Annotated in this window: 25 protein-coding genes; 11 read left to right on the top strand and 14 right to left on the bottom strand. The window is 73.0% G+C overall.

Annotated elements, in window-relative coordinates:
- Nucleotides 1-106 precede the first annotated feature (106 nt).
- From BM051_RS03150 to BM051_RS03135, 4 genes are all read right to left on the bottom strand, one after another.
- A complete protein-coding gene (locus BM051_RS03150; RefSeq protein ID WP_092527585.1) occupies nt 107-1153 on the bottom strand; it encodes a WD40/YVTN/BNR-like repeat-containing protein in 1047 nt (348 codons plus the stop codon).
- A gap of 136 nt (nt 1154-1289) precedes the next feature.
- Entirely contained in the window at nt 1290-3170 is a 1881-nt protein-coding gene (locus BM051_RS03145) for a hypothetical protein (protein WP_243859522.1), read from the bottom strand.
- Between the two features lie 228 nt (nt 3171-3398).
- Nucleotides 3399-3770, bottom strand: a complete 372-nt coding sequence (locus tag BM051_RS03140; protein ID WP_092527583.1) for a DUF1801 domain-containing protein — start codon at nt 3768-3770, stop codon at nt 3399-3401.
- A gap of 62 nt (nt 3771-3832) precedes the next feature.
- Nucleotides 3833-4555, bottom strand: coding sequence for a DUF998 domain-containing protein (locus BM051_RS03135; protein ID WP_092527580.1), 723 nt, complete (start codon nt 4553-4555; stop codon nt 3833-3835).
- Between the two features lie 145 nt (nt 4556-4700).
- Here BM051_RS03135 and BM051_RS03130 point away from each other — a divergent pair, with 145 nt between their 5' ends.
- Nucleotides 4701-5024 (top strand): YciI family protein, encoded by a 324-nt coding sequence (locus tag BM051_RS03130; protein WP_092527578.1) that lies wholly within the window; start codon nt 4701-4703, stop codon nt 5022-5024.
- Nucleotides 5025-5073: 49 nt separating this feature from the next.
- Entirely contained in the window at nt 5074-7056 is a 1983-nt protein-coding gene (locus BM051_RS03125) for an RNA polymerase sigma factor (RefSeq protein WP_092527575.1), read from the top strand.
- Nucleotides 7057-7394: 338 nt separating this feature from the next.
- Here BM051_RS03125 and BM051_RS03120 read toward each other — a convergent pair whose 3' ends face one another.
- The 3 genes from BM051_RS03120 to BM051_RS03110 all read right to left on the bottom strand — a co-directional run bounded on the left by BM051_RS03120 (nt 7395) and on the right by BM051_RS03110 (nt 9249).
- Nucleotides 7395-8171 carry an SDR family oxidoreductase gene (locus tag BM051_RS03120; protein WP_166677703.1) on the bottom strand — a complete coding sequence of 259 codons (777 nt, stop codon included), beginning with the start codon at nt 8169-8171 and terminating at the stop codon, nt 7395-7397.
- Nucleotides 8172-8226: 55 nt separating this feature from the next.
- Complete coding sequence (locus BM051_RS03115; RefSeq protein WP_092527572.1) at nt 8227-8673, bottom strand: Rrf2 family transcriptional regulator; 447 nt, start codon at nt 8671-8673, stop codon at nt 8227-8229.
- Between the two features lie 96 nt (nt 8674-8769).
- Nucleotides 8770-9249 carry a DUF309 domain-containing protein gene (locus BM051_RS03110; RefSeq protein ID WP_208325928.1) on the bottom strand — a complete coding sequence of 160 codons (480 nt, stop codon included), beginning with the start codon at nt 9247-9249 and terminating at the stop codon, nt 8770-8772.
- 371 nt (nt 9250-9620) lie between these two features.
- Between BM051_RS03110 and BM051_RS03105 the strand changes: the two genes are divergently transcribed.
- Complete coding sequence (locus BM051_RS03105; RefSeq protein WP_092527569.1) at nt 9621-12344, top strand: glycoside hydrolase family 2 protein; 2724 nt, start codon at nt 9621-9623, stop codon at nt 12342-12344.
- 469 nt (nt 12345-12813) lie between these two features.
- The gene (locus BM051_RS03100) at nt 12814-13344 is read left to right on the top strand and encodes a hypothetical protein (protein WP_092527566.1); all 531 of its coding nucleotides are present in this window, start codon (nt 12814-12816) and stop codon (nt 13342-13344) included.
- 134 nt (nt 13345-13478) lie between these two features.
- On the opposite strand, the gene BM051_RS03095 is transcribed toward BM051_RS03100, so the two are convergent.
- Together BM051_RS03095 and BM051_RS03090 are read right to left on the bottom strand one after the other, a co-directional pair.
- The gene (locus tag BM051_RS03095) at nt 13479-13811 is read right to left on the bottom strand and encodes a DUF7660 family protein (RefSeq protein WP_134046132.1); all 333 of its coding nucleotides are present in this window, start codon (nt 13809-13811) and stop codon (nt 13479-13481) included.
- 268 nt (nt 13812-14079) lie between these two features.
- Nucleotides 14080-15393: an alkaline phosphatase D family protein gene (locus BM051_RS03090; RefSeq protein WP_092527561.1), complete on the bottom strand. Its 1314-nt coding sequence runs from the start codon at nt 15391-15393 to the stop codon at nt 14080-14082.
- Nucleotides 15394-15972: 579 nt separating this feature from the next.
- On the opposite strand from BM051_RS03090, the gene BM051_RS03085 reads away from it, so the two are divergent.
- The 4 genes from BM051_RS03085 (at nt 15973) to BM051_RS03070 (ending at nt 18293) form a co-directional block, all read left to right on the top strand.
- Complete coding sequence (locus BM051_RS03085; RefSeq protein ID WP_092527558.1) at nt 15973-16401, top strand: DUF4383 domain-containing protein; 429 nt, start codon at nt 15973-15975, stop codon at nt 16399-16401.
- A 60-nt stretch (nt 16402-16461) separates the two neighbouring features.
- The gene (locus tag BM051_RS03080; protein WP_092527555.1) at nt 16462-16998 is read left to right on the top strand and encodes a DUF1360 domain-containing protein; all 537 of its coding nucleotides are present in this window, start codon (nt 16462-16464) and stop codon (nt 16996-16998) included.
- 17 nt (nt 16999-17015) lie between these two features.
- Nucleotides 17016-17321 (top strand): DUF3040 domain-containing protein, encoded by a 306-nt coding sequence (locus BM051_RS03075; RefSeq protein ID WP_092527552.1) that lies wholly within the window; start codon nt 17016-17018, stop codon nt 17319-17321.
- Between the two features lie 90 nt (nt 17322-17411).
- A complete protein-coding gene (locus tag BM051_RS03070) occupies nt 17412-18293 on the top strand; it encodes an alpha/beta fold hydrolase (RefSeq protein ID WP_092527549.1) in 882 nt (293 codons plus the stop codon).
- On the opposite strand, the gene BM051_RS03065 is transcribed toward BM051_RS03070, so the two are convergent.
- Nucleotides 18211-18900, bottom strand: coding sequence for a superoxide dismutase family protein (locus BM051_RS03065; RefSeq protein ID WP_092527546.1), 690 nt, complete (start codon nt 18898-18900; stop codon nt 18211-18213). The genes BM051_RS03070 and BM051_RS03065 overlap by 83 nt on opposite strands.
- A gap of 54 nt (nt 18901-18954) precedes the next feature.
- Here BM051_RS03065 and BM051_RS03060 point away from each other — a divergent pair, with 54 nt between their 5' ends.
- Nucleotides 18955-19566 (top strand): copper chaperone PCu(A)C, encoded by a 612-nt coding sequence (locus BM051_RS03060; protein ID WP_092527542.1) that lies wholly within the window; start codon nt 18955-18957, stop codon nt 19564-19566.
- A gap of 74 nt (nt 19567-19640) precedes the next feature.
- On the opposite strand, the gene BM051_RS03055 is transcribed toward BM051_RS03060, so the two are convergent.
- The gene (locus BM051_RS03055; protein WP_092527539.1) at nt 19641-20582 is read right to left on the bottom strand and encodes a universal stress protein; all 942 of its coding nucleotides are present in this window, start codon (nt 20580-20582) and stop codon (nt 19641-19643) included.
- Nucleotides 20583-20811: 229 nt separating this feature from the next.
- Here BM051_RS03055 and BM051_RS03050 point away from each other — a divergent pair, with 229 nt between their 5' ends.
- Nucleotides 20812-21375, top strand: coding sequence for a DUF4232 domain-containing protein (locus BM051_RS03050; RefSeq protein ID WP_092527536.1), 564 nt, complete (start codon nt 20812-20814; stop codon nt 21373-21375).
- 83 nt (nt 21376-21458) lie between these two features.
- Entirely contained in the window at nt 21459-22013 is a 555-nt protein-coding gene (locus tag BM051_RS30260) for a M23 family metallopeptidase (RefSeq protein ID WP_092527533.1), read from the top strand.
- A gap of 72 nt (nt 22014-22085) precedes the next feature.
- Here the strand turns inward: BM051_RS30260 and BM051_RS03040 are convergent, their stop codons facing one another.
- The 3 genes from BM051_RS03040 to BM051_RS03030 form a co-directional block, all read right to left on the bottom strand.
- Entirely contained in the window at nt 22086-22916 is an 831-nt protein-coding gene (locus BM051_RS03040; RefSeq protein WP_092527530.1) for a MauE/DoxX family redox-associated membrane protein, read from the bottom strand.
- 103 nt (nt 22917-23019) lie between these two features.
- Entirely contained in the window at nt 23020-23631 is a 612-nt protein-coding gene (locus BM051_RS03035) for a cell wall protein (protein WP_243859521.1), read from the bottom strand.
- Between the two features lie 10 nt (nt 23632-23641).
- Nucleotides 23642-24073: an RlpA-like double-psi beta-barrel domain-containing protein gene (locus BM051_RS03030; RefSeq protein ID WP_092527524.1), complete on the bottom strand. Its 432-nt coding sequence runs from the start codon at nt 24071-24073 to the stop codon at nt 23642-23644.
- Nucleotides 24074-24106: the final 33 nt, after the last annotated feature.

Raw genomic sequence — 24106 nt, 5'->3', positions numbered from 1 at the left:
CGCCGAAGTCAGTCCAGGGCGGCCACGCGGTCGAGGAAAGGAAGCACCAGCGCGGCGAGTGCGTTGGCGGGGTGGTGATGGACGCCGGCGCTCGCGGTGTTCACGGTCAGCTCAGGCGCAGGGCTGCCACTCTGCCCTGGGCACCGGACGCCCAGCACGCCCCGTCCCTGGCGCAGTCCACGGTGTCGAAACCGCCGTCGTCGAACTGGCGCCAGTGCCGGCCACCGTCCAGGCTCAGGTCGCTGCCGGTCGGGCCGACCGCGATCAGTACGGCGCCGAACCACGGGTGGTAGGTGACGCCGGACCGGTAGCCCTGTGGCGCCGTGGCCGGTTGGCGCCACGTGCGGCCGCCGTCGGGTGACAGAGCCAGCGCATCGGTGCCGTCGGTCGGGTTCAGATAGTCTCCGCCGATCGCGACGCCATGCCGGGGGTTGCGGAACGCGACCGCGAACACCCCAGCGCTCGGGCTGCTGGCCAGCGGCGTGTCGCTGGCCGTCCAGGTGCGGCCACGGTCGCCCGTGCGCAGCACCCGAGCCGTGGTCGAGCCGCCGGTGGCCAGCCATGCGTCCGTTCGGCCGGCCACCGCGACGCACTGGCCACTGGCCGAGAAGCCGTACTCGCCTTCCAGGGCGGCCGGCATGCCGTCGGACGGCAGTACTGCCCAGGTGCGTCCACCATCCGCTGTGGACAGGACGCGGAACCTGCCGTCCACCGGGTCGCCGGCGACCAGCCCGTGCCGGGCATCGAAGAACGCCACGCAGTTGTAGAACGCGGTCGGCTCCGGGTTGCGGAACGTTTCGGTCCACGTCGCGCCGCCGTCGCTGGTGCGATAGATCCGGGACTGCTCTCCCTCGCCGATCGACAACACCACGGCGGTGTTCTCGTCGAACGCCTCGATGTCGCGGAACTGCAGTGTGTCGGTGGCCGGTGGGGCCACCTGCTGCCAGCTGCGGCCGCCGTCCACGGTACGCAGCACGGTGCCGCGCGCGCCGCTTGCCCACACCACCTGTCGGCTGACCACGGACAACCCGCGCAGTTGGGCGTCGGTCCCGGTCGGGGTGAGTCGCCAGGACAGCTCCCCGGCGCCGGCGGTGCCCGGCGTGACCACCAACGCGGCCACGAGCAGCAGAACAAGAGTCAGCACACGTGTCATGGCTGGGCAACATAGCGGTGGGTGCCGAGCAGGGGAATGGGCCGCGGAATGGTTTCGTGGGCAGGGTGTTCGAGCAGCCGCGGCTTGGTGAGCAGACACAGCCCAGCCGCCTACCCCGACGTCGCTCGACGAGGCACTAGGTGGCCGGCGCGGGTGGGGACGCGAAGCGCGTTCGTGCCGGGTCGTGCTGTGGTCGGCGCCGTGGACGTCGCCGGTCGACGCCGGCGGCCGCCGAGGCGTAGAGCCAGGCGAAGAGCATCCACGTCGCGGCGAAGAGCGCCCCCACGACGAGGTAGGCGATCGTCCACAGTACGGCCGGCACGTCCTCCTTGCGCTCCCGCTGGAGGAAGGAGATCTCGCTGACGAAGTCCCTGGTGCCGGAGACAGCCGGGATCAGGGGCGCGTTGGCCTCCGGGTCGTCGGGCGCGTACACCGGCGCGAGGGCCATCATCCGGTTGGGCTGGTGCAGTCGGATGGCGCTCTTCCAGTGGCCGTACACCGGCAGCGGCTGCGTGGTCCGGTACATCCCAGGGCCGACCTGTTCCAGTGGTGCGTGGAAGAAGTCGCCACCCTGCCAGGCCAGCGCCCGCAGCCACACGGCGCCCTCGGCGGCGTCGGCGGGGGTCAGGGTCGCGGTGACGTGCACCCAGCGGGGCTCCGCGCCGTCCCGCGGGCGGGAGACCGGCAGCGTCTCGGTGGTCTCGGCCAGCCGCAGATCGGCCCGAAGGCCGGCCGGCGGGTCCGCCGGCGGCACGACCACGGCCATCAGGGCCACCGCGCCCAGCGCCCCGGCGAGGCCGAGGCCGTGCCGGGTCCGCAGCCGGTGGGCGGCCGTGCCCAGCGGGCGGCGCGCGGCACGGCGGTGTGCGATGTCCTCGGTGCGCTGGTGTTGCCACATGCCGACCAGCGCGCCGGACACGGCCGCGCCGGTGCCGAAGGCGAGGATCGTCGGCAACATCGTGGCCGGCCACGAGTAGGGCATCAGCCACTGGCTGAACCCCCACTCGGCGAGCATGCCGGCCGTGCCGACGAGCAGCCCGGCGGTGGCGGCGAAGGGGTAGCCGGCGGTGCGGCGACGCCAGAGCAGCGCGGCCACCTCGACCAGCAGGGCCTCGGCCAAGTACGGCAGTGCCGGCGCGACGTGCAGGTCCAGCGCCAGCGGCGCGCCGGCGAAGAGCACCCGGGAGGCCAGGAACACCGCCAGCGCGATCAGCGTGCCACCGGGTCCGAACTTCGCCCTGGCGTACACCAGTGTCCAGCCGGTGATCAGCCCGACCAGCACCACCTGGGACAGCAGCGGGAACTGGGGCACCCCCAGGTCGAACTCCATCAGGAACGCCGAGGCACCCATCATCCACGCGCCGGCCAGGATCGGGTCGAGCCAGCGCACCAGTGGGCCGGTGGCGCCGACCTGCCTGGCCTCGGCGAGCAGCAGCTGCAGGCCGATGACCACGGCGATGCCGCCGCCGATCATCAGCACGTGCGTGGGCCCCCACTCGGTGACGTCCTGGCCGAAGAGCCGGTGCCACACGTCGTCCAGCGGGAAGCCGGCGACGGCGAGCAGCCCGGTCGCCATGATGAGGACGCTGCCCATCGGGGCGCGCCAGTGCGGGCCGAGTCGGAAGGTGCGGACCGGGAGGTCCTTCCTGGCCAGCGTCGCGCTCACCACGCCGGTGGCGAAGATCCCCATCAGTCCGAAGTAGATCGGGTAGTGCGAGGGGTTGGCCAGCGGGCCCTCGTCGCGGCCGAGCTCCATGTGGCTCGGGACGTCCCAGTAGACCCCGATCAGCGCGGCGAGGCCGGAGACCATGGCCAGGCCCATGGGCAGCGCGGCCCAGCGGGGCAGCCCGGTGAACGTGGCGGACCAGTCGGCGAGCCGGCCGAGGAGGGTGCGCTTGCCGGCGCGTTCCCGGATCACGAACACGGCGAGCGGGACGAAGACCCCGAAGAACAGGGCGAGCGCGATCAGCACCTGGTCGAGCGCGGCGCCTCCGGCTGGCGCCTGGGACAGCGTCATGGCGGTTCCTCCCGTTGGCCCGTTGCGGCGCTGGTCGATACCAAGCCGACCGGAGGTAACCCGGCACCACCGGTGACAGCGGCGAGGCAGTCCAACTACCTCCGGTCTTCTTGGTAAGTGCTACCAACGGTAGCACTTACCTTTGGTAACAGGAAGTCGCTGTGTCTGGTCGCGGACGCCAGCGCTCCCCGGGTTGCCGCCCGGGGAGCGCCGGTCCTTCCGCGCCGGTCAGGCCCTGGCCGCCGCCTCCAGGTCGCGGGCCTGCCGCAGCCAGCCGGTGAACAGCGCCGCGTCGACGCCGTCGACGGAGTGGAGCTTGACGGCGGCCATCCCGCGGGCGCCGGCTTCGAGCCGCCCCGCCGGGTCGGCGAGCTCCTGGCCCCTCCAGAAGCCGAGGGTCACGTGCCGGGAGTAGGCCTTGAGGTAGCAAACCGGGGACTTGCCCGGGGCCTCGCCCAGGCTCCACACCGGGTGCCCGTGCCACACCGCGCCGCGCCCCGGCAGGACGTCGTCGACGAGTGGGCACAGCCGGTCGGCGATCCGGCGCTGGGGCTCGGGCAGGCTGGCGAGATAGTCCTCGATGGTGGCGAACGTGGCCATGGCGGTGGGGTCCTCTCTGGTGGTGCGTGGTCGGAAGGGGTGGTCGTGGTTCGGTGTCGCGCTCAGGCGTGGTGTCGGTAGCGGGCGGCGACCGCGGAGATCCAGAGCATCGCGGTGATCGCGCCGGCGGCCAGGGTGAGCGAGCCGCCCGCACCGCCGCTCATCGCCCAGCCGTTGCCGAGCAGGAGGGCGGTGCCTGCCGCCACGGACGCGCGGGCGTGCCCGCGGTGCCCGGTGCGGGCGAAGTGCCGACCGAGCACGTGGCAGGCGGCGATCAGGGCGACGAACGCGATCGACCCGGCGGCCAGGTGGGCGGAGCCGTGCCAGCTGAGGGCGCTGGGCGGCCCGGCCGGCGTGCCCGCGGGGAAGCCGTCGGCGGGATCCAGGACGAAGATCCCCGCGGCGACCATTCCGATCCCGTTGACCAAAACCAGGCGCGGCGCCCACGTGCCGCCCGGGGTGCCCCGCAGGACCCGCCGCAGCCCGACCGCCCCGGCGACGGTGAGCACGCCGGCGAGGAGGAAGTTGGCGATCTGCAGCCAGCCGAGTGAGCCGGTGCTCAGCAGGCTGAGCGGGTGCCGGGTCAGGTCGAAGCCAGGACGGGTCGCGGCCTGGACCAGGGAGACCGTGGCCCACAGCGGGGCCGCGACGGTCGCGCAGGCGAGCAGCGCCCTGGTGCCGTGGCGCGAGTGGGGAGCGGTGGCCGCACGAGCGGTGGTGGGCGTGGCGGCGACGGTGGGAACGCCGAGGGTGGTGCCGGCGGTGCGTTCCTGGGTGGCGGTCATGGTCGGTCCTCTCGGAGTCGTCGTGCTGTGGTGCTCGCCCTGTCGTCGGCTCGGCGATGTGACAGGGAACGCGGCCATTCCCTGTCACCTTGACCCGGGCGACGGGAGTGCGTAGGCAGGACACCGACACGAAGGAGAAAGCCCGATGCGCTTCCTGATGACCACCAAGCCCTCCGACGCGCCGCCCGACGAGAACCTGCACGTCGAGATGGCCAAGTTCGTCGAGGAGCTGACCGCCGCCGGCGTCCTGCTCGCCACCGGCGGCCTCGAGCCCGGCGGCGTGCGGGTGGCCTCCGCCGGCGACGAGATCACCGTCACCGACGGCCCGTTCACCGAGGCCAAGGAGGCCGTCGCCGGGTTCGCCCTGGTCGAGGTCCGGTCCAAGGAGGAGGCGATCGAGATCACCCGCCGGTTCCGGGCGATCGTCGGCGACGGCGAGAGCGTGATCCAGCAGGTCTTCGGACCGTGAGCCGTCGGGCCCGGCCCCGCCCCCGCGCGGGGCCGTGCCCCACCCGTCGATGACCGACCCTCGGTACCAGGATCCCCGCCGCACCGTCGACGCGGTGTGGAAGCTCGAGTCAGCCGCCGTCGTCGCCACCCTCACCCGGATGGTGCGCGACGTCGGCGTCGCCGAGGAGCTGGCCCAGGACGCGCTGGTCGCCGCCCTCGAGCAGTGGCCGGTGACGGGCGTGCCGGACAACCCGGGCGCCTGGTTGACCACCGTCGCCAAGCGCCGCGCCGTCGACCATCTCCGCCGGTCGGCCCGGCAGGAACGCGTGTACGACCGGCTCGCGCACGAGGTGGACCAGGAGCCGGAACCGGAGCCGGAGCAGCCGGAACAGGACGACGTCCTCCGGCTGATGTTCCTCTCCTGTCACCCGGTACTGCCGACGGCCGCACGGGTGGCGCTGACCCTCCGGTTGCTCGGCGGTCTGGCGGTCGCCGAGATCGCCCGCGCGTTCCTGACCGGTGAGCGGGTGATCGCCCGCCGGATCGCCACCGCCAAGCGGACCCTGGCCGAGGAACGCGTGCCGTTCGCCCTGCCCGACGGGGCGGAGCTGGCCGAACGCCTGTCGTCGGTGCTCGAGGTCGTCTACCTGATCTTCAACGAGGGGTACTCGGCGACCTCGGGCGACGACCTGCTGCGGCCGGGCCTGTGCCACGAGGCGCTGCGGCTCGGCCGGCTGCTGGCCGACCTGGTACCGGACGAGCCCGAGGCGCACGGGCTGGTCGCGCTCATGGAGATCCAGGCATCCCGCTCGGCCGCACGCACCGGGCCGGACGGTGCGCCGGTCCCGCTGCACGAGCAGAACCGGGGCCGCTGGGACCAGTTGCTCATTCGTCGCGGTTTCGCCGCGATGCTGCGGGCCCGACGGGCCGGCGGCACCCCCGGCCCGTACGTGCTGCAGGCCGCGATCGCGGTGTGCCACGCGCGGGCCCGGACCGCCGAGGAAACCGACTGGCCACGGATCGTCACGCTCTACGACGCGTTGGTCCAGCTGGTGCCCACGCCGGTCGTGCGGCTCAACCGGGCGGTGGCGGTCGGCAGGGCGCACGGCCCGGAGGCCGGCCTCGCGGCGATCGACGCGCTCCTCGACGACCCCGCGTTGCGCGACTACCACCTGCTGCCGAGCGTTCGGGGCGACCTCCTGGCGCGGTTGGACCGGCCCGCGGAGGCGCACCGGGAGTTCGCGCGGGCCGCGGCGCTGACCGGGAACGCCGCCGAGCGCGCCTTCCTGCTGCGGCGCGCGGCGGAGCTCGCCGACACCGACCCGCTGGGCCCCACGCTCGGGACGGCAGCCGCCGAGTTCCTGCGCCGGGACGACCTGGACCCGGCCACCGTCCGCGCGTACCGCCAGACCCTGCGGCGGCTGCGCCTCGCGCTCGGTGACCGGCTGCCGCTGGCGGAGCTCACCGCGGCGGACGTGGCGCGCGTGGTCACGGTCGCCTGGGGTGGTGCGGCCGCCGCGACCTGGAACCGGCACCGGGCCGGCGTTCGCTCGTTCGGCGCCTGGGCCGGGCTCCCCGACCTCGCGACCGGCCTCGCGCGGCGGGCCGATCCGCGCCCGCCCGCCGAGCCGATCCCGCCGGCGCTGCTGGAGGCCCTCTGGAGCCGGCCCGACGTGCCGTTGCGGGAGCGGACCCTGTGGCGGTTGCTGCACGAGTCCGCGGCGGGAGTGCGGACGGTGCTGTCGCTCGACGTGGAGCGGCTGGACCTGGTTGACCGGAGGGCCAGGGCGGGTGACCGATGGGTGAGCTGGCGGTCCGGCACCGCCCAGCTACTGCCTGAGCTGCTGGCCGGGCGAACCCGGGGGCCGGTGTTCCTCGCCGATCGCCGGCCCGCGCCGGCCCGGATGCCGACGGCGGCCGACCTCTGCCCGCAGACCGGTCGCCGCCGGCTGTCCTACGAGCGCGCGGAGTTCCTCTTCAAGCAGGCCACTCGGTCACTGGACCCAACCGGCCGCGGGTTCACCCTTCGGCAGCTCAAGCCCCGCCGCTGAGCGCGGTGCTAGCGGGTCGGGCGCAGGGTGGGGGCCATGGCCGCCGCGTCCCGTGGTTCCGGGTTCGTGTCGAGCTCCGCGGCGAGCCGCCGGGCCCATGGACACAACCCGGGATGTCCAACCCGGGCGGCGACTCGTACGCGGTGCGAGGTCGTCGGCGCCGCGGCGGAGCGCTGGACCACCCGGGCAGCGTCACTCGGCTCGCCCGCTCGCCCGCGGCCCGTCCGGAGAGCCCCGACCGGCCCGATCGTCGGAACTCGGTTTGGCCGTCCGCGACGCACCACATGCGCCGGTCCCGGCCGGCGACCGTCCAGGCAGGGGCTTTCCGGCGGGTTGGCTCAGACGGACCTGAGCATCCCGCCGTCGATCACCAGCTCCGAACCGCTCATGTTGGCTACCCGCCCGGATGCGAGGAGCACCACGAGCGCCGCGATCTCCTCCGGGTCGGCGAGCCGACCGGTTGGCACGCCGATCGCCTCCGGAAGCTGTTCGGTGAAGTCCTCGAGCCGGGCGCCCGCCCGGCGGGCGAGCATCTCGCCGGGCCCGCCCGGGGAGGTCCACAAGTCGGTCCACACCGGGCCGGGAGAGATCGTGTTCACGCGCAGTCCGCGGGCGGCGAACTCCTCGGCAAGTGCCTTGCCGAGGTTCGACAGCGCCGCCTTGGCGGCGGACTGGGCGACCAGGCGTGGCTGCGGCAGTTTGGCGTTCACCGAACTGATGTTGACCACCGCGCCGCGGCGGTCGAGCAGGCTCGGCAATGCCGCCCGTGTCGCGCGGACGGCCGACATGAACGTCAGATTGAACGTGTGGAGCCACGCCTCGTCCTCGAGTTGGAGGAACCCTCCGGCGGGCGTCGAGGTGCCCGCGACGTTGTTGACGAGTAGATCGATCCCACCGTGCCGGTCGAGCGCGTGCTGCACGAGGCGCGCGGGTCCGTCGGGGATGGCCAGGTCGACCTCCAACGCGTCTGGTGTCGCATCCTTCAGCGCGTCAGAGACAGTGCGGCTGCCGGCGACGACGGTGAGCCCATCTTCGGCCAGTGCCCGCACGATCGCGAGCCCGATTCCCCTCCCCGCTCCGGTCACCACGGCGATGCGTGTCGACCCTGTCGTCATCGGTGGCATTCGACCCGTCCTTCGCGGCATTGTCCGCCCTCGCCGTGGCTACGGTTCAGCGACTCGGTAGTGCGAGTTCACGCTCGAGAGTCAGCACCTGCTGGAGCAGGTGGGCGATGGTCGTTCGGCCGAGCCGTTCTTCCATGGCCCGTTCCGCGTCACGGAACTCTGTCTCGAGCAGTGCTCGCATGTGGCGCCCGACCTCGCACGAGGTGCTGGGTGGATGGGGGTGCCGCGACAGGATTGGTCCCGTCTCGACGGCGGCGAACGTGTCGTAAAGCGTGATCTCACCTGGGGCGCGGGCAAGGGACCAGCCACCACCACGGCCCTCGGTGGACCGCACCAGGTCGGCGTCTCGCAGGTTGCCGAGAACGCGCCGCACGAGAACCGGGTTGCTCGCCAGGCTGCCCGCGATCTCCGCGGAGGTCAGCGAGTTGTCGGGCCAGCGCGCCAGCAGCGTGAGCGCGTGGATCGCGACCGCGTTCCTACTGCTGAGACCCACTGGACCCCCCTTCACGACCAGCGGCGCCGATCGAACTGTAACTAAGCTAGTTGCGGTTTAGTCGACCGTCAATCCCGCATCTGAGAGGCGGGCGGGCTAGCGGGTCGGGCGCAGGGTGGGGGCCAGGGCCGCCGCGTCCCGTGGTTCCGGGTTCGTGTCGAGCTCCGCGGCCAGGCGCCGGGCCCACGCGCACAACCCGGGGACGTCCAGCCCGTACGGCGATCCGTACGGCGCGATGTTGTCCGCGCCGCGGCGAAGCAGGGCCGCGGCGCCGCCACTGTTCCCGCGCGCCGCGTGCGTCACCCCCACCGCGAGTTGCGCCAGGCCGCGCCACAACCCCTCCTCGCCGGCGGGCCCGGTCTTCCACGCGTCCTCGAACACCTCGTGCGCGTGGAACGGCTTGCCCTCGTCCAGCAGCCGCTGCGCCTCGGCCACGGTCTCCGCCGGGGTGCGCCGCACCCCCTCGGGCTGGCGTGGCACCCCGGCCGCCCCGTACGGCAGCGGCCGGCCCAGCCCGTCCCGCGGCCGCGCGTTGCGGGCCCGCCCCTCCTCGTCCCGGTCTCGGTTACTGCCCACGGCTCGATCCTGACACACGCCGCCCCGCACCGGTCGCACACAGCCGACGGTCCACCCGGCGCGGCTGCCGTCCCCCGGGTGGGGCGATGTGCGCCGCGTGCTCGACAGGGGCGGCACCACGGTCCTTTGGTGGCGTTCACGTTCACCGCACCTCGGAGGGGAGCAGCCCCGATGTCCCCACGCCCCGCCGCCCTGCTCGGTGCCGCCCGACGCGCGGCGGCCCGAGGCGCTCACCCGCACCGACGAGGTCGCTCCGCGCCGGGCGCGGGTGGTGACGGGCTCGCCAGGGCCGGCCGCCGAGCCCGTTTGGCATATTTTTTGCTTGATTCATCCTCTTGTGGTGAACGAGTGACCAGCGGCACAGTGCCGGCATGGCCCGACGTGCGCCTCGTTGGCTCGTGCCCGCCCTCGCCGCCGCGCTGTTCGCGACGCTCCTCGCCACCGGCGGCCCGCCCGCCGCGGGGGAGCCGGTGGCAGGCGGCTTCGCCGCGCCGAGCGAGCCGGGCCGCGCCGGCACCGTGCCGGACTGGCGGCTGCGCTCCTCCGCCGGTCTGGCCGCGGACGGCGCGGCGATCTCCACCCCCGGCTTCCGCGACCGCGACTGGCTGCGCGTGCCGGCCCGCTCGACGGTCATGGCCGGCCTGATCGCCGCGGGGACGTACCCGGACCTCAACCACTCCACCAACCTGCGCGACGCGGTCGACCCCGCCGACTTCGCCGTGCCCTGGTGGTACCGGCGGGACTTCGTCGCCGCGCCGGTGCCCGGCCGGCACACCTTCCTCCGGTTCCACGGCGGCGTGATCTCCCGCGGCGAGGTGTGGCTCAACGGCACGAGGATCGCCGGCACCGACGAGGTGGTCGGGGCCTACCCCACGTACGAGTTCGACGTCACCGGCCTGCTCCGCCCCGGCCGCAACGCGCTCGCCGTCAAGGCCATGCCGGCCGACCCGTTCCGCGACCTCACGGTGAGCTTCCTCGACTGGAGCCCGCCGGCGCCGGACAACAACATGGGCATCTGGCGCGACGTCGAGCTCGCCACCACCGGGCCGGTGTCGCTGCTCGACCCGCGGGTGCTGTCCGACCTCGCGCTGCCCGAACTGGACCGGGCCGCGCTGACCGTCAAGGCCGAGGTTCGCAACAACACCGACCGGCCGGTCACCGCCACCGTGCGCGGGCGCATCGAGCGGATCACCTTCCAGCGGCGGGTGACCCTGGCCCCCGAGCAGACCACCACGGTGACCTTCCGGCCGGAGGAGCACCCGCAGCTCGACCTGCGCCATCCGAAGGTGTGGTGGCCGGCGCAGTTCGGGGACCAGCCGCGCTATCGGCTCACCCTCGACGCGCACGTGGGCCCGCTGCCCTCCGACCGTGCCACCCGCCAGTTCGGCATCCGCGACGTGCGCTCCGAGCTGACCCCGCAGGGCTACCGGACGTTCTTCGTCAACGGCAAGCCGTTCGGCGTGCGCGGCGGCGGCTGGGCCTCCGACCTGTTCCTGCGCACCCAACCCGGCCGGCTGGCCGACCAGCTGCGGTACGTGCGCGACCTCGGCCTGAACACGATCCGGTTGGAGGGCAAGCAGGAGGACCGCGAGCTGCTCGAGCTGGCGGACTCGCTGGGCATCATGCTGCTGCCCGGCTGGGAGTGCTGCACCAAGTGGGAGGCGTGGGCGAAGAAGAACCCGACGCACCCGTGGACCGAGGAGGACGCGCGGGTCGCGGCGGCGTCCGGCCTCGCCGAGGCACGGCGCATGGTGAACAGCCCCAGCATCCTCGGGTTCTTCATCGGCAGCGACAACTACGCCACCGCCGAGATCGAGAAGCTCTACCTGGACGCGTTCGCCAGGGTGGACTTCCGGGTGCCGGTGCTGCCGTCCGCCGCGCGGCGGCCGTCGAGCGTGCCGCCGCCCCCGGTGCTCGGCGAGGCCGGGATGAAGATGGACGGGCCGTACTGGTGGGTGCCGCCGAGCTACTGGTACGGCGACCGGCTCGGCGGCAGCCACGGCTTCGCCTCCGAGGTCGGCTCCGGCCCGATGATCCCGGAGCTGGACAGCCTGCGGAAGTTCCTCACCGAGGACGAGATCGACGCGCTGTGGCGCCGGCCCGACCAGCCGCACTACCACCTGGCGAAGAAGGAGGTCTTCTCGACGCTGACCCTGTTCGTCAAGGCCCTCGAGCGGCGCTACGGGCCGATCCGCGACCGGGAGGACTTCCTGCGCAAGGCACAACTGTCCAACTACGAGGGCAACCGGGCGCAGTTCGAGGCCTACGGTCGGGACTTCGCCGATCCCGGCAACCCGGCCACCGGTGTCATCTACTGGATGGTGAACAACCCGTGGCCCACGCTGTACTGGCACCTGTTCGACCACACCCTCGGCACCAACGGGTCGTACTTCGGGGCGAAGAAGGCGCTGCGGCCCTTGCACGCGCAGTACTCCTACGACGACGACGCGGTGGCCGTGGTGAACACCGGGCTCGTCGAGGCGCGCGGGCTCACCGTCGAGGCCACCCAGCTCGACCTGGCCGGCACCGTGCTGGCCGAGAAGCGTGCTCCGGTGACGGTGGGTGGGACGGGCACCGCGCGAGTGCTGGACATGCCGCCACCGGCCGGCGTGGAGGGCGCGTACTTCCTGCGGCTGGTGCTCACCGACGCGGCCGGCGAGGTGGTGGACCGCAACGTCTACTGGCTGTCCACAAAGGATGATGTCGTGGACCACGCGAAGGCGACCTGGTGGCACTCGCCGACGGTCGAGTACGCGGACATGACCGGGTTGCAGGACCTGCCACCGGCGCGGGTGGTGGCGAGGGACGCGCGCTCGCACGTGCGCGGCGGCACCGTGGTCACCGAGGTGACCGTGGAGAACCCCGCGGACGGTCCCGGGGTGGCGTTCTTCGTCCGGGCCAGCCTCCGGCAGGGGGCGGGCGGGGCGCAGGTCACGCCGGCGACGTGGACGGACAACTACGTGACGCTCTGGCCGGGCGAGCGACGCACCCTGCGCGCGGAGTACCGGGTGGCCGACCTCGGCGGCGCGATACCCCATGTGGAGCTGTCCGGGTGGAACCTCGAGGCGAGAACGGCACCGGCGCCCGTCCGGTGAGCCGGTGCCGGATCGAGGGGGCGGTCCTGGCCAGTGGACGAGTGCCCACCCACCCGAGCGAATCTCGGCACCAGTGGTCCGTTGGCGCCGCACGAACCCCCGAAGTTGTCCACAGCTTCGCGACAAGCCCTTCACCGGAGCCGACCAGCGATAAGATGGATCCGGGGCCCGGCCCCCAAGGGCAAGGGTGGGGGGTGCGCTGGGGCCGCCGCGCTGATTTTCGGGGGTCCTCGTTTTCGGGGCCGCTGACTTCGGGGGCGCGGCGCTCCGGTTCGGCGACGTGGGTTCGGAAGCGTGGCGCGCCGGTGGCGAGCCGCCGGCCGGGCCGTGGCGGCGGGTGATCGTCCGGTTGCTGGCGGTGCCGGAAGTGGTGGGATTGCCCGCTTTTTCCGGTGGTCGCTGGGCAGCGCCGGACCGGTTGCGGTAGAAAGACTCCCCACTGCGCTGGCGAGTTCGAAAGGTCCTCCGGGTGGACGACGAGGTGTCGGTGACCCAGCTCGACCGTGAGGGCGGGCACGACCGGGTCCCGCCGAAGCCGGGTTCGCGGCTGCGCATCCTCGCGGTCATGGGAGCCGTCGTGGTCGGCTGTGGGGCGGCGGCGTTCCTGGTGCGCGCCCTGCCCACGGACGAGGGGCACGCCCTGCCGGACGGGCCCAACGTCATCGGCATTCCCGGCCGGCCCACCGGCGGTGGCCTGCCCGGCTCGCTGAGCACGGGACCCGCGTCGGACGAGGTGGCCGGCACCAGCGCCGAGGACACCACGACGCTGTCGTCCTCCTCGTCGTCGACATCCACCTCGACCGAGCCGACGGACGAGTCGTCCAGCGCCGAGTCGCCCGAGCCCACCCGCGGCCCGACCCGCACGCTGACCACCACCCCACGGTACGACCCGCCCGACCCGCCAGGGGGATCGTCGAGCAGCCCACCCCCACCGCCCCCTCCATCACCGACCACGACGCCACGCTCGTGCCCGTGGTGGTGGCTGATCTGCCCGGACTGACGGCGTCGATCGCGGTCGGCCCATGGCGGCAACGGCCCGCCCGGCGCGGCCCGCTGGTCACGCCCTCCGCTGGTCGACCGTCCACTCTGGAACACGAAGCCCAGCGTGGCCCCGTCGTGCTGCCGTCGCTGGCCTCACTCGTAGACCGTGGCGCCGCGCACCGCGTCCTCGAGCACCTGCCAGGCGTTCCACGGCTTGGGAAGACCTCGGTTGGCATAGTAGCCCTCGCAGTCCGTGAGCCAGGCCGCCAAAGCCGCGAGGTACGTTGGCACGCTGTCGTTCTCCCAGCCCGGCGGCGGCCCGTCGGCCCACGCCGCGGCTAGCGCTCGGAGCACCGAGGTCAGCCGCTCCTTCTGAGCTGCAGCCGCGGCGGACGGGCAGTCGCCTGCCGCGCACTCGACGTCCGGGTCGGTCGGATCGTGCTCGAATTCGTAATGGAAGCACACGTAGTGCATCCCTTCGAACACCTCGTACTGCTCCCGGGACACACGGACTGGTCGGGCGCAGCGACGACAGGTTGGTGGTGACTCCGGCACCAGCTCATCGTGGCAGCCCACCGAATGTGCGTCGACCGCGATTCGTCGTCGAACACCGGGATGACAGAGAAGCCGCGCTGGAAGCGACGGCGGTGGCCGTCGCACCGAGCAGGCACATCCGGCGGGAAGGTCTCAGAGGTGCCGAGGTCCACCGCCGCCAGCCCCCGCCGGCGACAACCGGCGGGGGCGAGGTGACCGGTCAGCCGGGCCGCAGGCCGGGCCGGCCGGCCTTCACGTGGAAGCGCTTCACCACGGAGAGCTTGCTCCGCGCCGGGTCGCGCACCAGCACCGACGAGACGCCCATGAACTCCGCGGTCAGCTGCCGCGGCGTCACCGTCGCCCGGACGTACCCGCGCTGGTGGCCGATGTAGCGCACGTGCGGGTTCTGCGGCAGGTTCGACGGCGGCGTGGTGCTGCCCCGCGACGTGATCGACGTCGTGATCAGCTCGGTGCCCACGATTGGCGCCGAGTGGTTGTCGAAGTCGACCCGCAGGTCGCACGCCCAGTGCCGGTGCACGTCCCCGGTCAGCACCACCGGGTTGGGCACCCTCCGATCGACCCAGCCCTGCGTGATCCGCCGCCGGTTGGCCGGGTAGCCGTCCCACGCGTCCTCGCTGACGTCGCACGTGGCGGCCTTGCCGTCGCCGTCCCGCTGCCCGAAGAACACCTGCTGGCCGAGGAAGTCCCACGTCGACTCGCGCGCGGCCAACCCGTCCAGCAGCCACTTCTCCTGCGCCGCGCCGGTGAGCGTCCGGTCGGTACGCCGCAACTCGGTGCAGTTGGTGTTGTCGTTGTTCGGCGCCTGCTTCCACCGGTACTGCCGGGTGTCCATCATGTGAAAGCGCGCGAGCGTCCCCCAGCGGAACCGCCGGTACAGCGGGATCGCCGAGTTGGCCGGCTTCATCGCCCGCGGCAGCGGCATGTTCTCCCAGAACGCCTGGAACGACGGCTGCTTGCGGGCCGGCTGGTCGTAGTTCACGCCCCACCAGTTGTTCTTCAGCTCGTGGTCGTCGAACACCGGCAACCATGGCGCGGCCGCGTGCGCCGCCTTGAGGTCCGGGTCCGTCTTGTGCTGCGCGTACCGCAGCCGGTACTCCGCGAGCTTGTCCACCTCGTCGAACTCCACGTACCCGCGCACGATGTCGCTGTGCCCGGAGTTCTTCTCGTACATGTAGTCGCCGAGGAACAGCACGACGTCGGGATCGTCGGCGGCCAGGTGCCGGAACGCGTGGTACCAGCCCTCCTCGAAGTGCGCGCACGACGCCATCGCGAACCGCACCGACGCCGGGTTCGACCCGGCGGCCGGCGCGGTCCTGGTCCGGCCGACCGGCGAGATGTGCGAGCCGGTCCGGAACCGGTAGAAGTACTCCGTGTCGGGGGTGAGCCCGGCCGGCTCGGCGTGCACGCTGTGCCCCTCGCCGGGGGTCGCCGTCTCCGCGCCAGCGGCGACCACGTTCGCGAACCGCTCGTCGGTGGCCAGCTCCCACTGCACGTCCACGGTCTGGCTGCCCATGCCGCCGTCCAGCTCGAGCGGCGCCGGACGCCACCCCCAACTCGAACGGGTAGCGCAACGCCACCGTGCCCGCGCCCGCCGCGGCCGGGCCGGGCACCGCGAGCGCGCCGCCCGAACACAGTGCGCGGTGTCGACATGGCACCTCCGACAGTCGGGTGGAGCCCGATTCTGCCGAGCGGGCGGCCCGGTGGGCAGCGATACGGCGACATCGCCGGGAAGTCCGGCGCGGGCCGCCGAACTCCCAACTTTTCGCAGAACCGGAATGGCCGGATGTTTCCCTCCGGCAGCGGAGCACCCGGCGGACCGCGGGCGAGCGCACCCGGACGGCACCGGCCGCCGCGACGGGGTACGGCGAACCCGGCCGGCACGGTGGCCGGGGACCGCCTCGGCGATCACGGCACCGGCGGGATGCGGGCCGCGACAGCGCCCCGACCAGGGCTCTCCCGGCAGGGTGTCACCCGGTCTCGTCACCGTTGGGACGGGGGCGGTTTGACTGGTTTACCCGCGGGTATTCCGACGATCCGTCCAACAGTCCCTTCCGAACGAGGTGGCGACGTGAGTGAATCGGTCAAGCCGGCGATGTCGCCGGTACGGGCGGCGGCCATGGTGGTCGCGGCCGTGTTCCTGGTGGTCGGCATTCTCGGCTTCATCCCGGGTGTGACGACCAACTACGACAGCATGCAGTTCTGGTCGCACGACTCGACCGCGATGCTGCTCGGCGTGTTCCAGGTGTCGATCCTGCACAACCTGGTGCACCTCGCGTTCGGTGTCGTCGGGTTCGCGATGGCGATGCGGCCGGGCGGCGCGCGGGCGTTCCTGATCGGCGGCGGGATCATCTACCTGTTGCTGTGGATCTACGGGCTGGTCATCGACCTCGACAGCCAGGCCAACTTCGTGCCGCTGAACAACGCCGACAACTGGCTGCACCTCGGCCTCGGCGCCGGCATGGTGCTGCTGGGCCTGCTGCCGACCGGGGCCCGCGCGGAGACGGGTGTGGTGCGGCACTAGTCGTGATCCACACGACCCCGTTGAGGGTCGGCGAGTCCAGCGCGACGACGAGGAGTGGGCATGTCGATACTGGCCAGGACGGGGCGGCGGATCCGCGAGCTCTACCAGGGCGACGCGGACCGACCGCTGCGGGGTTACCTGGTCGTCCTCGGCACCTACGGCGGTCTGGCGGCCGCACTGACCGCGGGCGGGCGCGCCCTCGGCGTGCGGCTGCCGGAGCGGATCGGCCTCGGCGACACGGTGTTGCTGTCCGTGGCCACCCACAAGGCGAGCCGGGTGCTGGCGAAGGACACCATCACCAGTCCACTACGGGCGCCGTTCACCCGATACGAGGCACCGGCGGGGGAGTCCGAGTTGCAGGAGTCGGTACGCGGCGACGGCGCGCAGCACGCGATCGGGGAGATGATCACCTGCCCGTTCTGCCTCGGGGTCTGGATCGCGACCGGCCTCACCGCGGGCATGGTGGCCGCGCCGCGCCCCACCCGGCTGGTGAGCACGGTGCTCACCGTGGTGGCGGCTGCCGACGTGCTGCAGATCGGCTATGACATGAGCAAGCAACTGCTCACCCGCGCGGCCAGGGCCGCGCACCCCCAGTGAGTTCCGCGGAGGCGCTGATGTTCAGCCAGCACGAGGAGCGGGAACTGAAGAAGATCGAGCAGTGGTTCGAGGCCGACGACCCCGAGCTGGCGAAGGCGCTCGGCGAGGGCGCGCTCCCCGGCGGCGCGCGGCGGGCCAGGGCGATCCGTCTCACGATGACCGTCCTGGCGCCCGCCGTCGTGCTGCTCGGCGTGCTGACGCTGAACTTCTTCCTGGTCTTCGTCGGCATCGTCGGGCTCGTCGGTGCCGCGTGCCTGCACCTCAGTGACGAGGACAGGACACCCGGTCCGCACGGCGGTGGACACTGGATTCCACCGCACTGACCGGTCCCGCCAGAGCCGTTCTGGCGAGGGGCAGGTGGCTTCTCGCGCCATGGCCGTCGAGGGGGACGCGACGGTGAGACGGAGGAGCAGATGAGCCGGGTGACATCGAAGGACGGCACGCCCATCGCCTACGAACGGCAGGGCAGCGGCCCCGCCGTGGTCCTGGTGACCGGAGCGCTCGACGACGGATCGGAGAACGCGCCGCTCGCCACGGAGCTGGCGGGGAGCTTCACGGTGTTCAACTACGCCCGCCGGGGCCGCGGCGCCAGCGGCGACACGCCGCCGTACGCGGTGGCGCGCGAGATCGAGGACCTCGCGGCGCTGATCGGCGCGGCCGGTGGGCCGGTGCGGCTGTACGGCGTGTCCACGGGCGGGGCGCTCGCGCTGGAGGCGGTGGCGGCCGGGCTGCCGGTCGACCGGATCGCGGTGTACGAGCTGCCGTACAGCCTCGACGCGCCGCCGGGTCACTGGCGGGACTACGTCGTCCGGTTGCGGGAGACGCTGGCCGAAGGGCGGCGGGGGGACGCGCTGGAGCTGTTCATGCGGCTCGCCGGTTCGTCCGACGAGGACATCGTGGCGGCGCGGACATCGCCGATGTGGCCGGATCTGGAGACGTTGGCGCACACCCTGGCCTACGACGCCGCGGTACTCGGCGACAGCCGGCCGCCGTTCGCCCGGCTCGCCGCGATCACCCAGCCGGCGCTGGTGGCCACCGGCGGCGGCGCGGACTTCTTCGAGCGGGGCGGACTTCTTCGAGCGGGCCGCGGACGCCGTCGCCGGGAGCCTTCCCCACGCGGAGCGACTCACCCTGGACGGCCAGCCGCACGCCGTCGACCCGGCGGCGCTGGCCCCGGTGCTCGTCCGGTTCTTCACCACCTGACGGAGCCGGTCACCCGGTCGTGCCGAACGGCACGGTCAGGCACGCGAGCCGGTCGCCGGCCTTGCCGGCCTTGCCCGGCTCGGTCGCGGTGACCTCGGCCTCGTGCACGACCACCGATCCCGGAGCCCGCTCGGTGAACACGAACGGCACCGTCGTGCGCGTCTCGCCGTCACCCTCACCGTTGGTGCGGATGTCCAGCCAGATCTCGTTGTCGGGGTTGGCGTAGGCGGGGTCGGTGGACGGATTGTCCGGCGTCGCGTTCGGGTCCACGTTGTGCTGGAAGTGCGGGCCGGCCGCCTCGCCCGTCTGGCCGCACGGATCGACGTGCGCGTGCACCGCGTACCCGCGGTTGGGCAGCAGGCCGTCGACGCTGAACTCCACCGCGGTCGCGCCGCCATCGCGGTCGACCTCGACCGTGAGCTCCGCGCCGGCCGGGGCGAGCTCGGGGTTGTAGGTGTAGGCGTCCTGCGCCGTCTCCGGTGGCGCCAGTCGACCGCTGTGGGTGAGCTCCGGTTCGTCCTGGGTGGGCGTCTCGGTCAGCCCCTCCGCCGGACCGGGTGGCGGCGGAGGATAGTCCTCCACGGGCGCGGTGTCGTCGGAGCAGGCCGTGGCCAGCAGCCCGGCGACGGCGAGCGCGGCGGTCAACCTGCCGAGCGGCTGGCGAGGCTGGCGAATGGTCGGAACGTCGTGCGATGTCATGCCGTCCGGTTTCCCCGCTCGCAGGGATGCCAATCGTGCCACGTTTCGCTCCGGGTGACCGGTGGTACCCGCGCGACGATGTGGGGCACGAGGAGGACGATCGCCGGCTCGGCGGTGGCGTTGCTGATGATGGCCGGCTGCGGCGGCGAGGGCGGCCAGCCGCCCGACGAGGGGGTGCCCCTCGAGGAGCAGCAGCTCACCACGCTGGGGACCAACGCCGAGCTGGGGCCGATCACGTTGCGCAACGTCTACGTGCAGCGGCCCCCGGACGGCGAGTTCCAGCCGGGCCAGTCGGCCCGGCTGCTGCTGACGCTCGCCAACGAGTCCCCGGAGCAGGACTCGCTGATCCGGGTGACGAGCTCTCACGCGAAGGTGAAGCTGCGGTGGGACCGCGACTGCGACGGCACCGCGGAGCCGGTCGACGGCCTGCCGATCACCGCGAACGGCACCGTGCCCGGCCCGCCGGGCCGCGACGTGACCGGCCACCTGCCGTACTTCGTGGAGGTCGTCGAGTTCACCCAGCCGGTCCTCGCCGGCACCTCTATGCCGGTCACGTTCACCTTCGAGCGGGCCGGCGACATCACCGTTCCGGCGAAGGTGCAGCCGCGCGAGCCGATCGACGAGCCCGCCCGGTACGCCTGCGTCGACGTCCGGGCGCCCGGCTGACCGCACCACCGCCCCTCGCCCGGACGCGGGAGTGATCGGTTCGCTCTCGCCTCTCGTCGCCGCCGCTCACCGGGTCACGTCTCGTCGTCCCGCTCACTACCCCGCAGCACCGCCACCGGGCAGTTCGCGTGGTGCACGGCGGCGTGGCTGACCGAGCCGAGCAGCGCCCTGCGGAACGCACCGCGCCCGTGGCTGCCCACCACGAGCAGCCGCGCGTCCTCCGCGCGGTCGAGCAGCGTGCGGGCCGGCCGGTCGGCGACGACGTCGAAGTGCAGCGGCACGTCCGGGTACCGGCGCCGCCACTCGCCGAGGTGCGCGTCGGCGATCCGGCCGACGTTGGCGCCGTCCAGCTCGCCCAGCGGCTCGGCCGCACCCGTGCCCACGAGGGAGGTCAGCGGGGTGTCCGACCAGGCGTGCACCGCGTGCAGCGGGCAGCCGTGCCGCGCCGCGTAGTCGAAGGCGAAGCCGATCGCGCGGTAGCTGGTGGGCGAGCCGTCCACCCCGACCACCACCGGCGCGGCCACCGCCTGCGCCGGCTCCTCCGGGTCCCCGCCGCGCACCACCACGACCGGCCGGCGCTCGGTGTGCACCAGCTCCGCCGCCGTCGAGCCGAGCAGCAGCCTTGACAGTCCACTGTGGCCGGACGCGCCAACGACGAGGAGCGCCGCGCCGGCCCGCGCGGCCTGCTCGCTCAGCGCGGGGGCGGCCGGGCCGTCCTGGATCGTCGTGGTCACGTCGAGGTCCGGCCACCGCTTGCCGGTCTGGTCGGCCGCCTCGGCCAGCTGCTGCTCGGCGGCCCGCCGGACCGGCTCCTCGCCCAGCGGCTCGGTGGGCACCCACGCGCCGGCGACTCCCGGCGGCCAGCCCGCGGCGGCGACCGGTGGTTGCCAGTTGAAGGCGTGCGTGAGGACCAGCGGCACCTTCCGGTTGACCGCCTCGCGGGCGGCCCATCCGACCGCCTCGCGGGCGGCCGCCGAGCCGTCGAAGCCCACCAGTACCGGTCCCGAGTCGCTCACCGCGCCCCTCCCTCGCTTCCGTCGTCGACGTCTCCCGCCACGTGTCCGCGCAACCAGGTCACGACACCGGGCAGAACTCTTTCGTGACGTTACCGTGACCGTCTGGTGATCGCCGGCGGAGGTGAGCCAAGGCCACCTTCTCGGCGTTGCGGGAAGAGGGGTGGTGGATCACGGACTCGGTTGGGTACTCGGTAAGAAGCAACATCGACAGTCGGGGAGTGTGACAATCATGAACGACAGGACGATGGTGGTGGGTCTGGCGGTCGGCGGACTGTGCGCGGGCGCCCTGGCCGCGTGCAGCCAGCCCGCCCAACCAACCCAACCCGCGCGGCAGGTGGCGCTCGAGTCGACCACGGTCGCCGCCGCGGAGACGGAGGCATCCCGGTGCCTCGCCGATCAGCTGAGCGGCGAGGTGCGGGTGGAGGGCGCCGCCGCCGGCACCCGCTACGGCACGCTGGTGGTCACCAACATCGGTGCCGAGCCGTGCACCCTGTACGGCTACGGCGGCCTGGAGCTGGTCGGCCCGGACCGCCGGTCGCTGCCCACCGACCTGCAGCGAGTCGACCCCGGGCCACAGGAGGTGAGACTCGCGCCGGGGGAGCGGGCCGGTAAGGACCTGCGCTGGGGTGTCGTGCCCGGCGAGGGCGAGCCGGCCACCGAGCCGTGCCAGCCGAAACCGGACCACGTCGACGTGATCCCACCCGATGGCACCGAGCAGTTCTCGGTACCGTGGCCGGCCGGCCCGGTGTGCCAGCACGGCCAGATCGAGGGCAGCGCCTACCACCCGCTGTAGGCGCCGGCACCGGTTGTACGTCTCGTGTACAGCGAAATGGTGACCTGGTTCCTCCCTGCACGCGCACACAGTGAGGAACCGAGATGGCACCTGTGTCGACCAAGAAGAGAGCACTGACCGGTCTGCTGTCGGCCGCCGCGGCGAGTGTCGCCCTTGTCGCGGCACCGACGGCGTCGGCCGTGTCGTCGGCGGACGTCGGGGTGCAGGCGGTCAACCTGCGCACGCCGTTCGACTGCGGCCAGGTGTGGAACGCCAACACCCGCACCAACCACAACCCGCAGAACGCCGTGGACTTCCAGCGCGGCGACGCGCTCGGCAAGAACGTGCGGTCGAGCGCGGCCGGGACCGTGGAGACGGTGCGCAACCTCGGCAACCGCAGCTACGGCAAGTACATCGTGGTGCGGCACGCCGAGGGCTGGAAGACGCTGTACGCGCATTTGAACTCGTTCAACGTCTCGGTGGGGCAGAGCGTCAGCACCGGCACGGTCATCGGCAAGGTCGGCAGCACCGGCGGGTCCACCGGGCCGCACCTGCACTACGAGCAGATCCGCAACGGCGTCGTCCAGCGGGCGGTGCTCAACGGCGTCGCGATCAGGTACTTCGGCAACACGACCATCACCAGCAGCACCGGCTGCTGACCGCGTTCCGGGGCCGGCTCGCGTCATGGGGGTGCGCGAGCCGGCCCCGGCTCGTGTGCTCAGGCCGGGTGCTCAGCTGACCAGTACGGCGCGGACCTTCTCCGGCGCGTGCTCACCCCGCGGCACGGCGAACACGGCGGTGCCCTCCCCGGCGGCGAACGTGACGATGCGCCAGCCTTCCTCGTCCCAGGTGTCCAGAACGGACGACCGCAGCAGTCCGTGCGCGGATCGGTAGGCGGGGCTGCGGTAGAGCTGCTGCAGGGTGGCCTGCACCGGCACGTCGGTCGGGTCCGCGGTGACGGCGCGGCCGAGCGGGTGGCGCAGCCGAACCCGCAGCCGGCGCAGCGGCAGCAGCCAGCGGTGGTCGAGCTCGGCCGACAGCGCGACGAACACCGCGGCCTCGACGGCCAGCAGCGCCACCGCCGGCACGGGGTGGGCGGCGAGCGCGACCGGCCACGGCACGGCGAGTGCCGCGGTGCCGAGTCCCGTGGCGGTGAGGTTCACCGTGGCGATGAGTCCCGCCGCGGCGGTGAGCAGGCCGGCGCGGGCGAACGCGCGGGCGCCGACCGGGGCGGTGCGGGAACCGAGGCAGCCGCACGAGGTGCCGGGCGCGGCCAGCCTGGCGTAGCCGAGGTAGGCCAGCATTGCCAGGCACCACACCGTGGTGGCGACCGCGGTGAGCGGGTGGCCGGCCGGGACGAGCAGCGCCACGACGAGGGCGAGCTCCACCGCGCCGACGAGCCGGTACGCGGGCAGGGCCCGCCGCTCGCCCACGAGGCGGCGGAGTGCCGAGCGGTGGGCGGCGGTCGCGGTGTGCCGGCCGAACAGCTTGGTCACGCCGGCGACGCCGAGCGCGCCGGTGACGAAGACGGACTGGACGGCCGCCGGGACGACGAGGTCCATGGACTTCTCCCGAGCAGGGTGGGGGAGGGCCCGGCCCCCGGTGAGCGGGCCGGGCCCGTGGTTGGGGCAGGGTTCAGGCGGTGTCGAACGGTTCCAGGCGGTGTCAGGCGGCGGAGGTGTAGAGGGTGGAGATGTCCACGTGGTTGGTGTCCGGGCGCCAGGCACCGATCACCTGCGCGTGCCGACCGACCTGGACCATGGAGAGGTCGCGCACGGCCGGCGTGCCGTTGTAGACGGCGGCCGTGGTGCCGGGCACGACGTGCGCGACGACGTGCTGGCCACCGGCGTCGAGGTGCAGCAGGTCGGGTGCCATGCCGACGACCCTGCTGCGCAGGTTGACGATGTTCAGCCAGATCGCGTCGGCGGCGAGGGTGCCGTCGTCGAGGCGGACGCCGCGGGCGTAGAGGCCGTCCCCGACGGCGGTGGCGCCGAGCGTGGTGTGCCGGAGCTTCCAGACGCTGGTGGCGCCGGTGGCGTGGATGCGGTGGACGGAGTGGTCACCGGACAGGACGGTCAGCACCGCGCCGGTGATCGCGGTGATCCGCCCATCGACGAAGTCGGGGTCGTACATGTCGGCGCCGAGGTCGGGGCCGACATGTTGCTCGGCCAGCGCGGCCTCGGGGGAGATCGCGCCGAGGGCGGTGGCGCCCACCACGGTCGCGGTGCCGCCGAGCACGGCCCTGGTGAGGAATCGTCTTCGGTCGAAGGTTGTCACGATGGCCTCCTCAGCTGCGGAAGGTGACGGGGATCAGGCCGGCGGACAGGTCGCCGATGGCGCTGAACGCGGCCGGGGTGAGGTCGAGCAGGCGGTCGGTGGCGCACTTGCCGCCGCAGCAGCGCCTCTCGCCGCACCAGCGGTCGGTGTCCGGGCCGCAGTCGGCGATCCTGACGGCGATCTCCTTGGTGCCGCAGAGGTGTTTGACGTAGAAGGTGTGCCCGCAGCCGCGCCGGGTGAGGTTGTTGCCGCACCGGTCGGGGCGGGTGATGGCCCAGCACTCGGCGGAGGCGTTGGGCCAGGCGGTGTGGTAGCTGCCGGAGCGGCAGTTGCCGCACGAGCCGCCGCCGGCCGAGTTGCACGGGCCCCAGCCGGGGCCGCAGCAGAACCACGACGTCTCACTGTTCGCCGCCGCCATGGTGCCGATCTCGTCGGACGCCATCGCCGTCTCCTTTCCCGTCGGGGCCGGTACCGC

It is taken from the genome of Amycolatopsis arida (genome assembly GCF_900115565.1).
GTDB classification, from domain to species: domain Bacteria; phylum Actinomycetota; class Actinomycetes; order Mycobacteriales; family Pseudonocardiaceae; genus Yuhushiella; species Yuhushiella arida.
Note: the sequence above shows the minus strand (reverse complement) of the source record. Positions and strands in the feature narration are given on the sequence as shown.

What these genes read in the sequence shown, in the direction of transcription:
- BM051_RS03040 (WP_092527530.1), bottom strand. Translation starts at nt 22,916, where the DNA reads ATGGACCTCGTCGTCCCGGCGGCCGTCCAGTCCGTCTTCGTCACCGGC.
- BM051_RS03075 (WP_092527552.1), top strand. Translation starts at nt 17,016, where the DNA reads ATGTTCAGCCAGCACGAGGAGCGGGAACTGAAGAAGATCGAGCAGTGG.
- BM051_RS03150 (WP_092527585.1), bottom strand. Translation starts at nt 1,153, where the DNA reads ATGACACGTGTGCTGACTCTTGTTCTGCTGCTCGTGGCCGCGTTGGTG.
- BM051_RS03145 (WP_243859522.1), bottom strand. Translation starts at nt 3,170, where the DNA reads ATGACGCTGTCCCAGGCGCCAGCCGGAGGCGCCGCGCTCGACCAGGTG.
- BM051_RS03105 (WP_092527569.1), top strand. Translation starts at nt 9,621, where the DNA reads ATGGCCCGACGTGCGCCTCGTTGGCTCGTGCCCGCCCTCGCCGCCGCG.
- BM051_RS03120 (WP_166677703.1), bottom strand. Translation starts at nt 8,171, where the DNA reads ATGACGACAGGGTCGACACGCATCGCCGTGGTGACCGGAGCGGGGAGG.
- BM051_RS03085 (WP_092527558.1), top strand. Translation starts at nt 15,973, where the DNA reads ATGTCGCCGGTACGGGCGGCGGCCATGGTGGTCGCGGCCGTGTTCCTG.
- BM051_RS03050 (WP_092527536.1), top strand. Translation starts at nt 20,812, where the DNA reads ATGAACGACAGGACGATGGTGGTGGGTCTGGCGGTCGGCGGACTGTGC.
- BM051_RS03140 (WP_092527583.1), bottom strand. Translation starts at nt 3,770, where the DNA reads ATGGCCACGTTCGCCACCATCGAGGACTATCTCGCCAGCCTGCCCGAG.
- BM051_RS03090 (WP_092527561.1), bottom strand. Translation starts at nt 15,393, where the DNA reads ATGGGCAGCCAGACCGTGGACGTGCAGTGGGAGCTGGCCACCGACGAG.
- BM051_RS03080 (WP_092527555.1), top strand. Translation starts at nt 16,462, where the DNA reads ATGTCGATACTGGCCAGGACGGGGCGGCGGATCCGCGAGCTCTACCAG.
- BM051_RS03125 (WP_092527575.1), top strand. Translation starts at nt 5,074, where the DNA reads ATGACCGACCCTCGGTACCAGGATCCCCGCCGCACCGTCGACGCGGTG.
- BM051_RS03065 (WP_092527546.1), bottom strand. Translation starts at nt 18,900, where the DNA reads ATGACATCGCACGACGTTCCGACCATTCGCCAGCCTCGCCAGCCGCTC.
- BM051_RS03030 (WP_092527524.1), bottom strand. Translation starts at nt 24,073, where the DNA reads ATGGCGTCCGACGAGATCGGCACCATGGCGGCGGCGAACAGTGAGACG.
- BM051_RS03135 (WP_092527580.1), bottom strand. Translation starts at nt 4,555, where the DNA reads ATGACCGCCACCCAGGAACGCACCGCCGGCACCACCCTCGGCGTTCCC.
- BM051_RS03070 (WP_092527549.1), top strand. Translation starts at nt 17,412, where the DNA reads ATGAGCCGGGTGACATCGAAGGACGGCACGCCCATCGCCTACGAACGG.
- BM051_RS03130 (WP_092527578.1), top strand. Translation starts at nt 4,701, where the DNA reads ATGCGCTTCCTGATGACCACCAAGCCCTCCGACGCGCCGCCCGACGAG.
- BM051_RS30260 (WP_092527533.1), top strand. Translation starts at nt 21,459, where the DNA reads ATGGCACCTGTGTCGACCAAGAAGAGAGCACTGACCGGTCTGCTGTCG.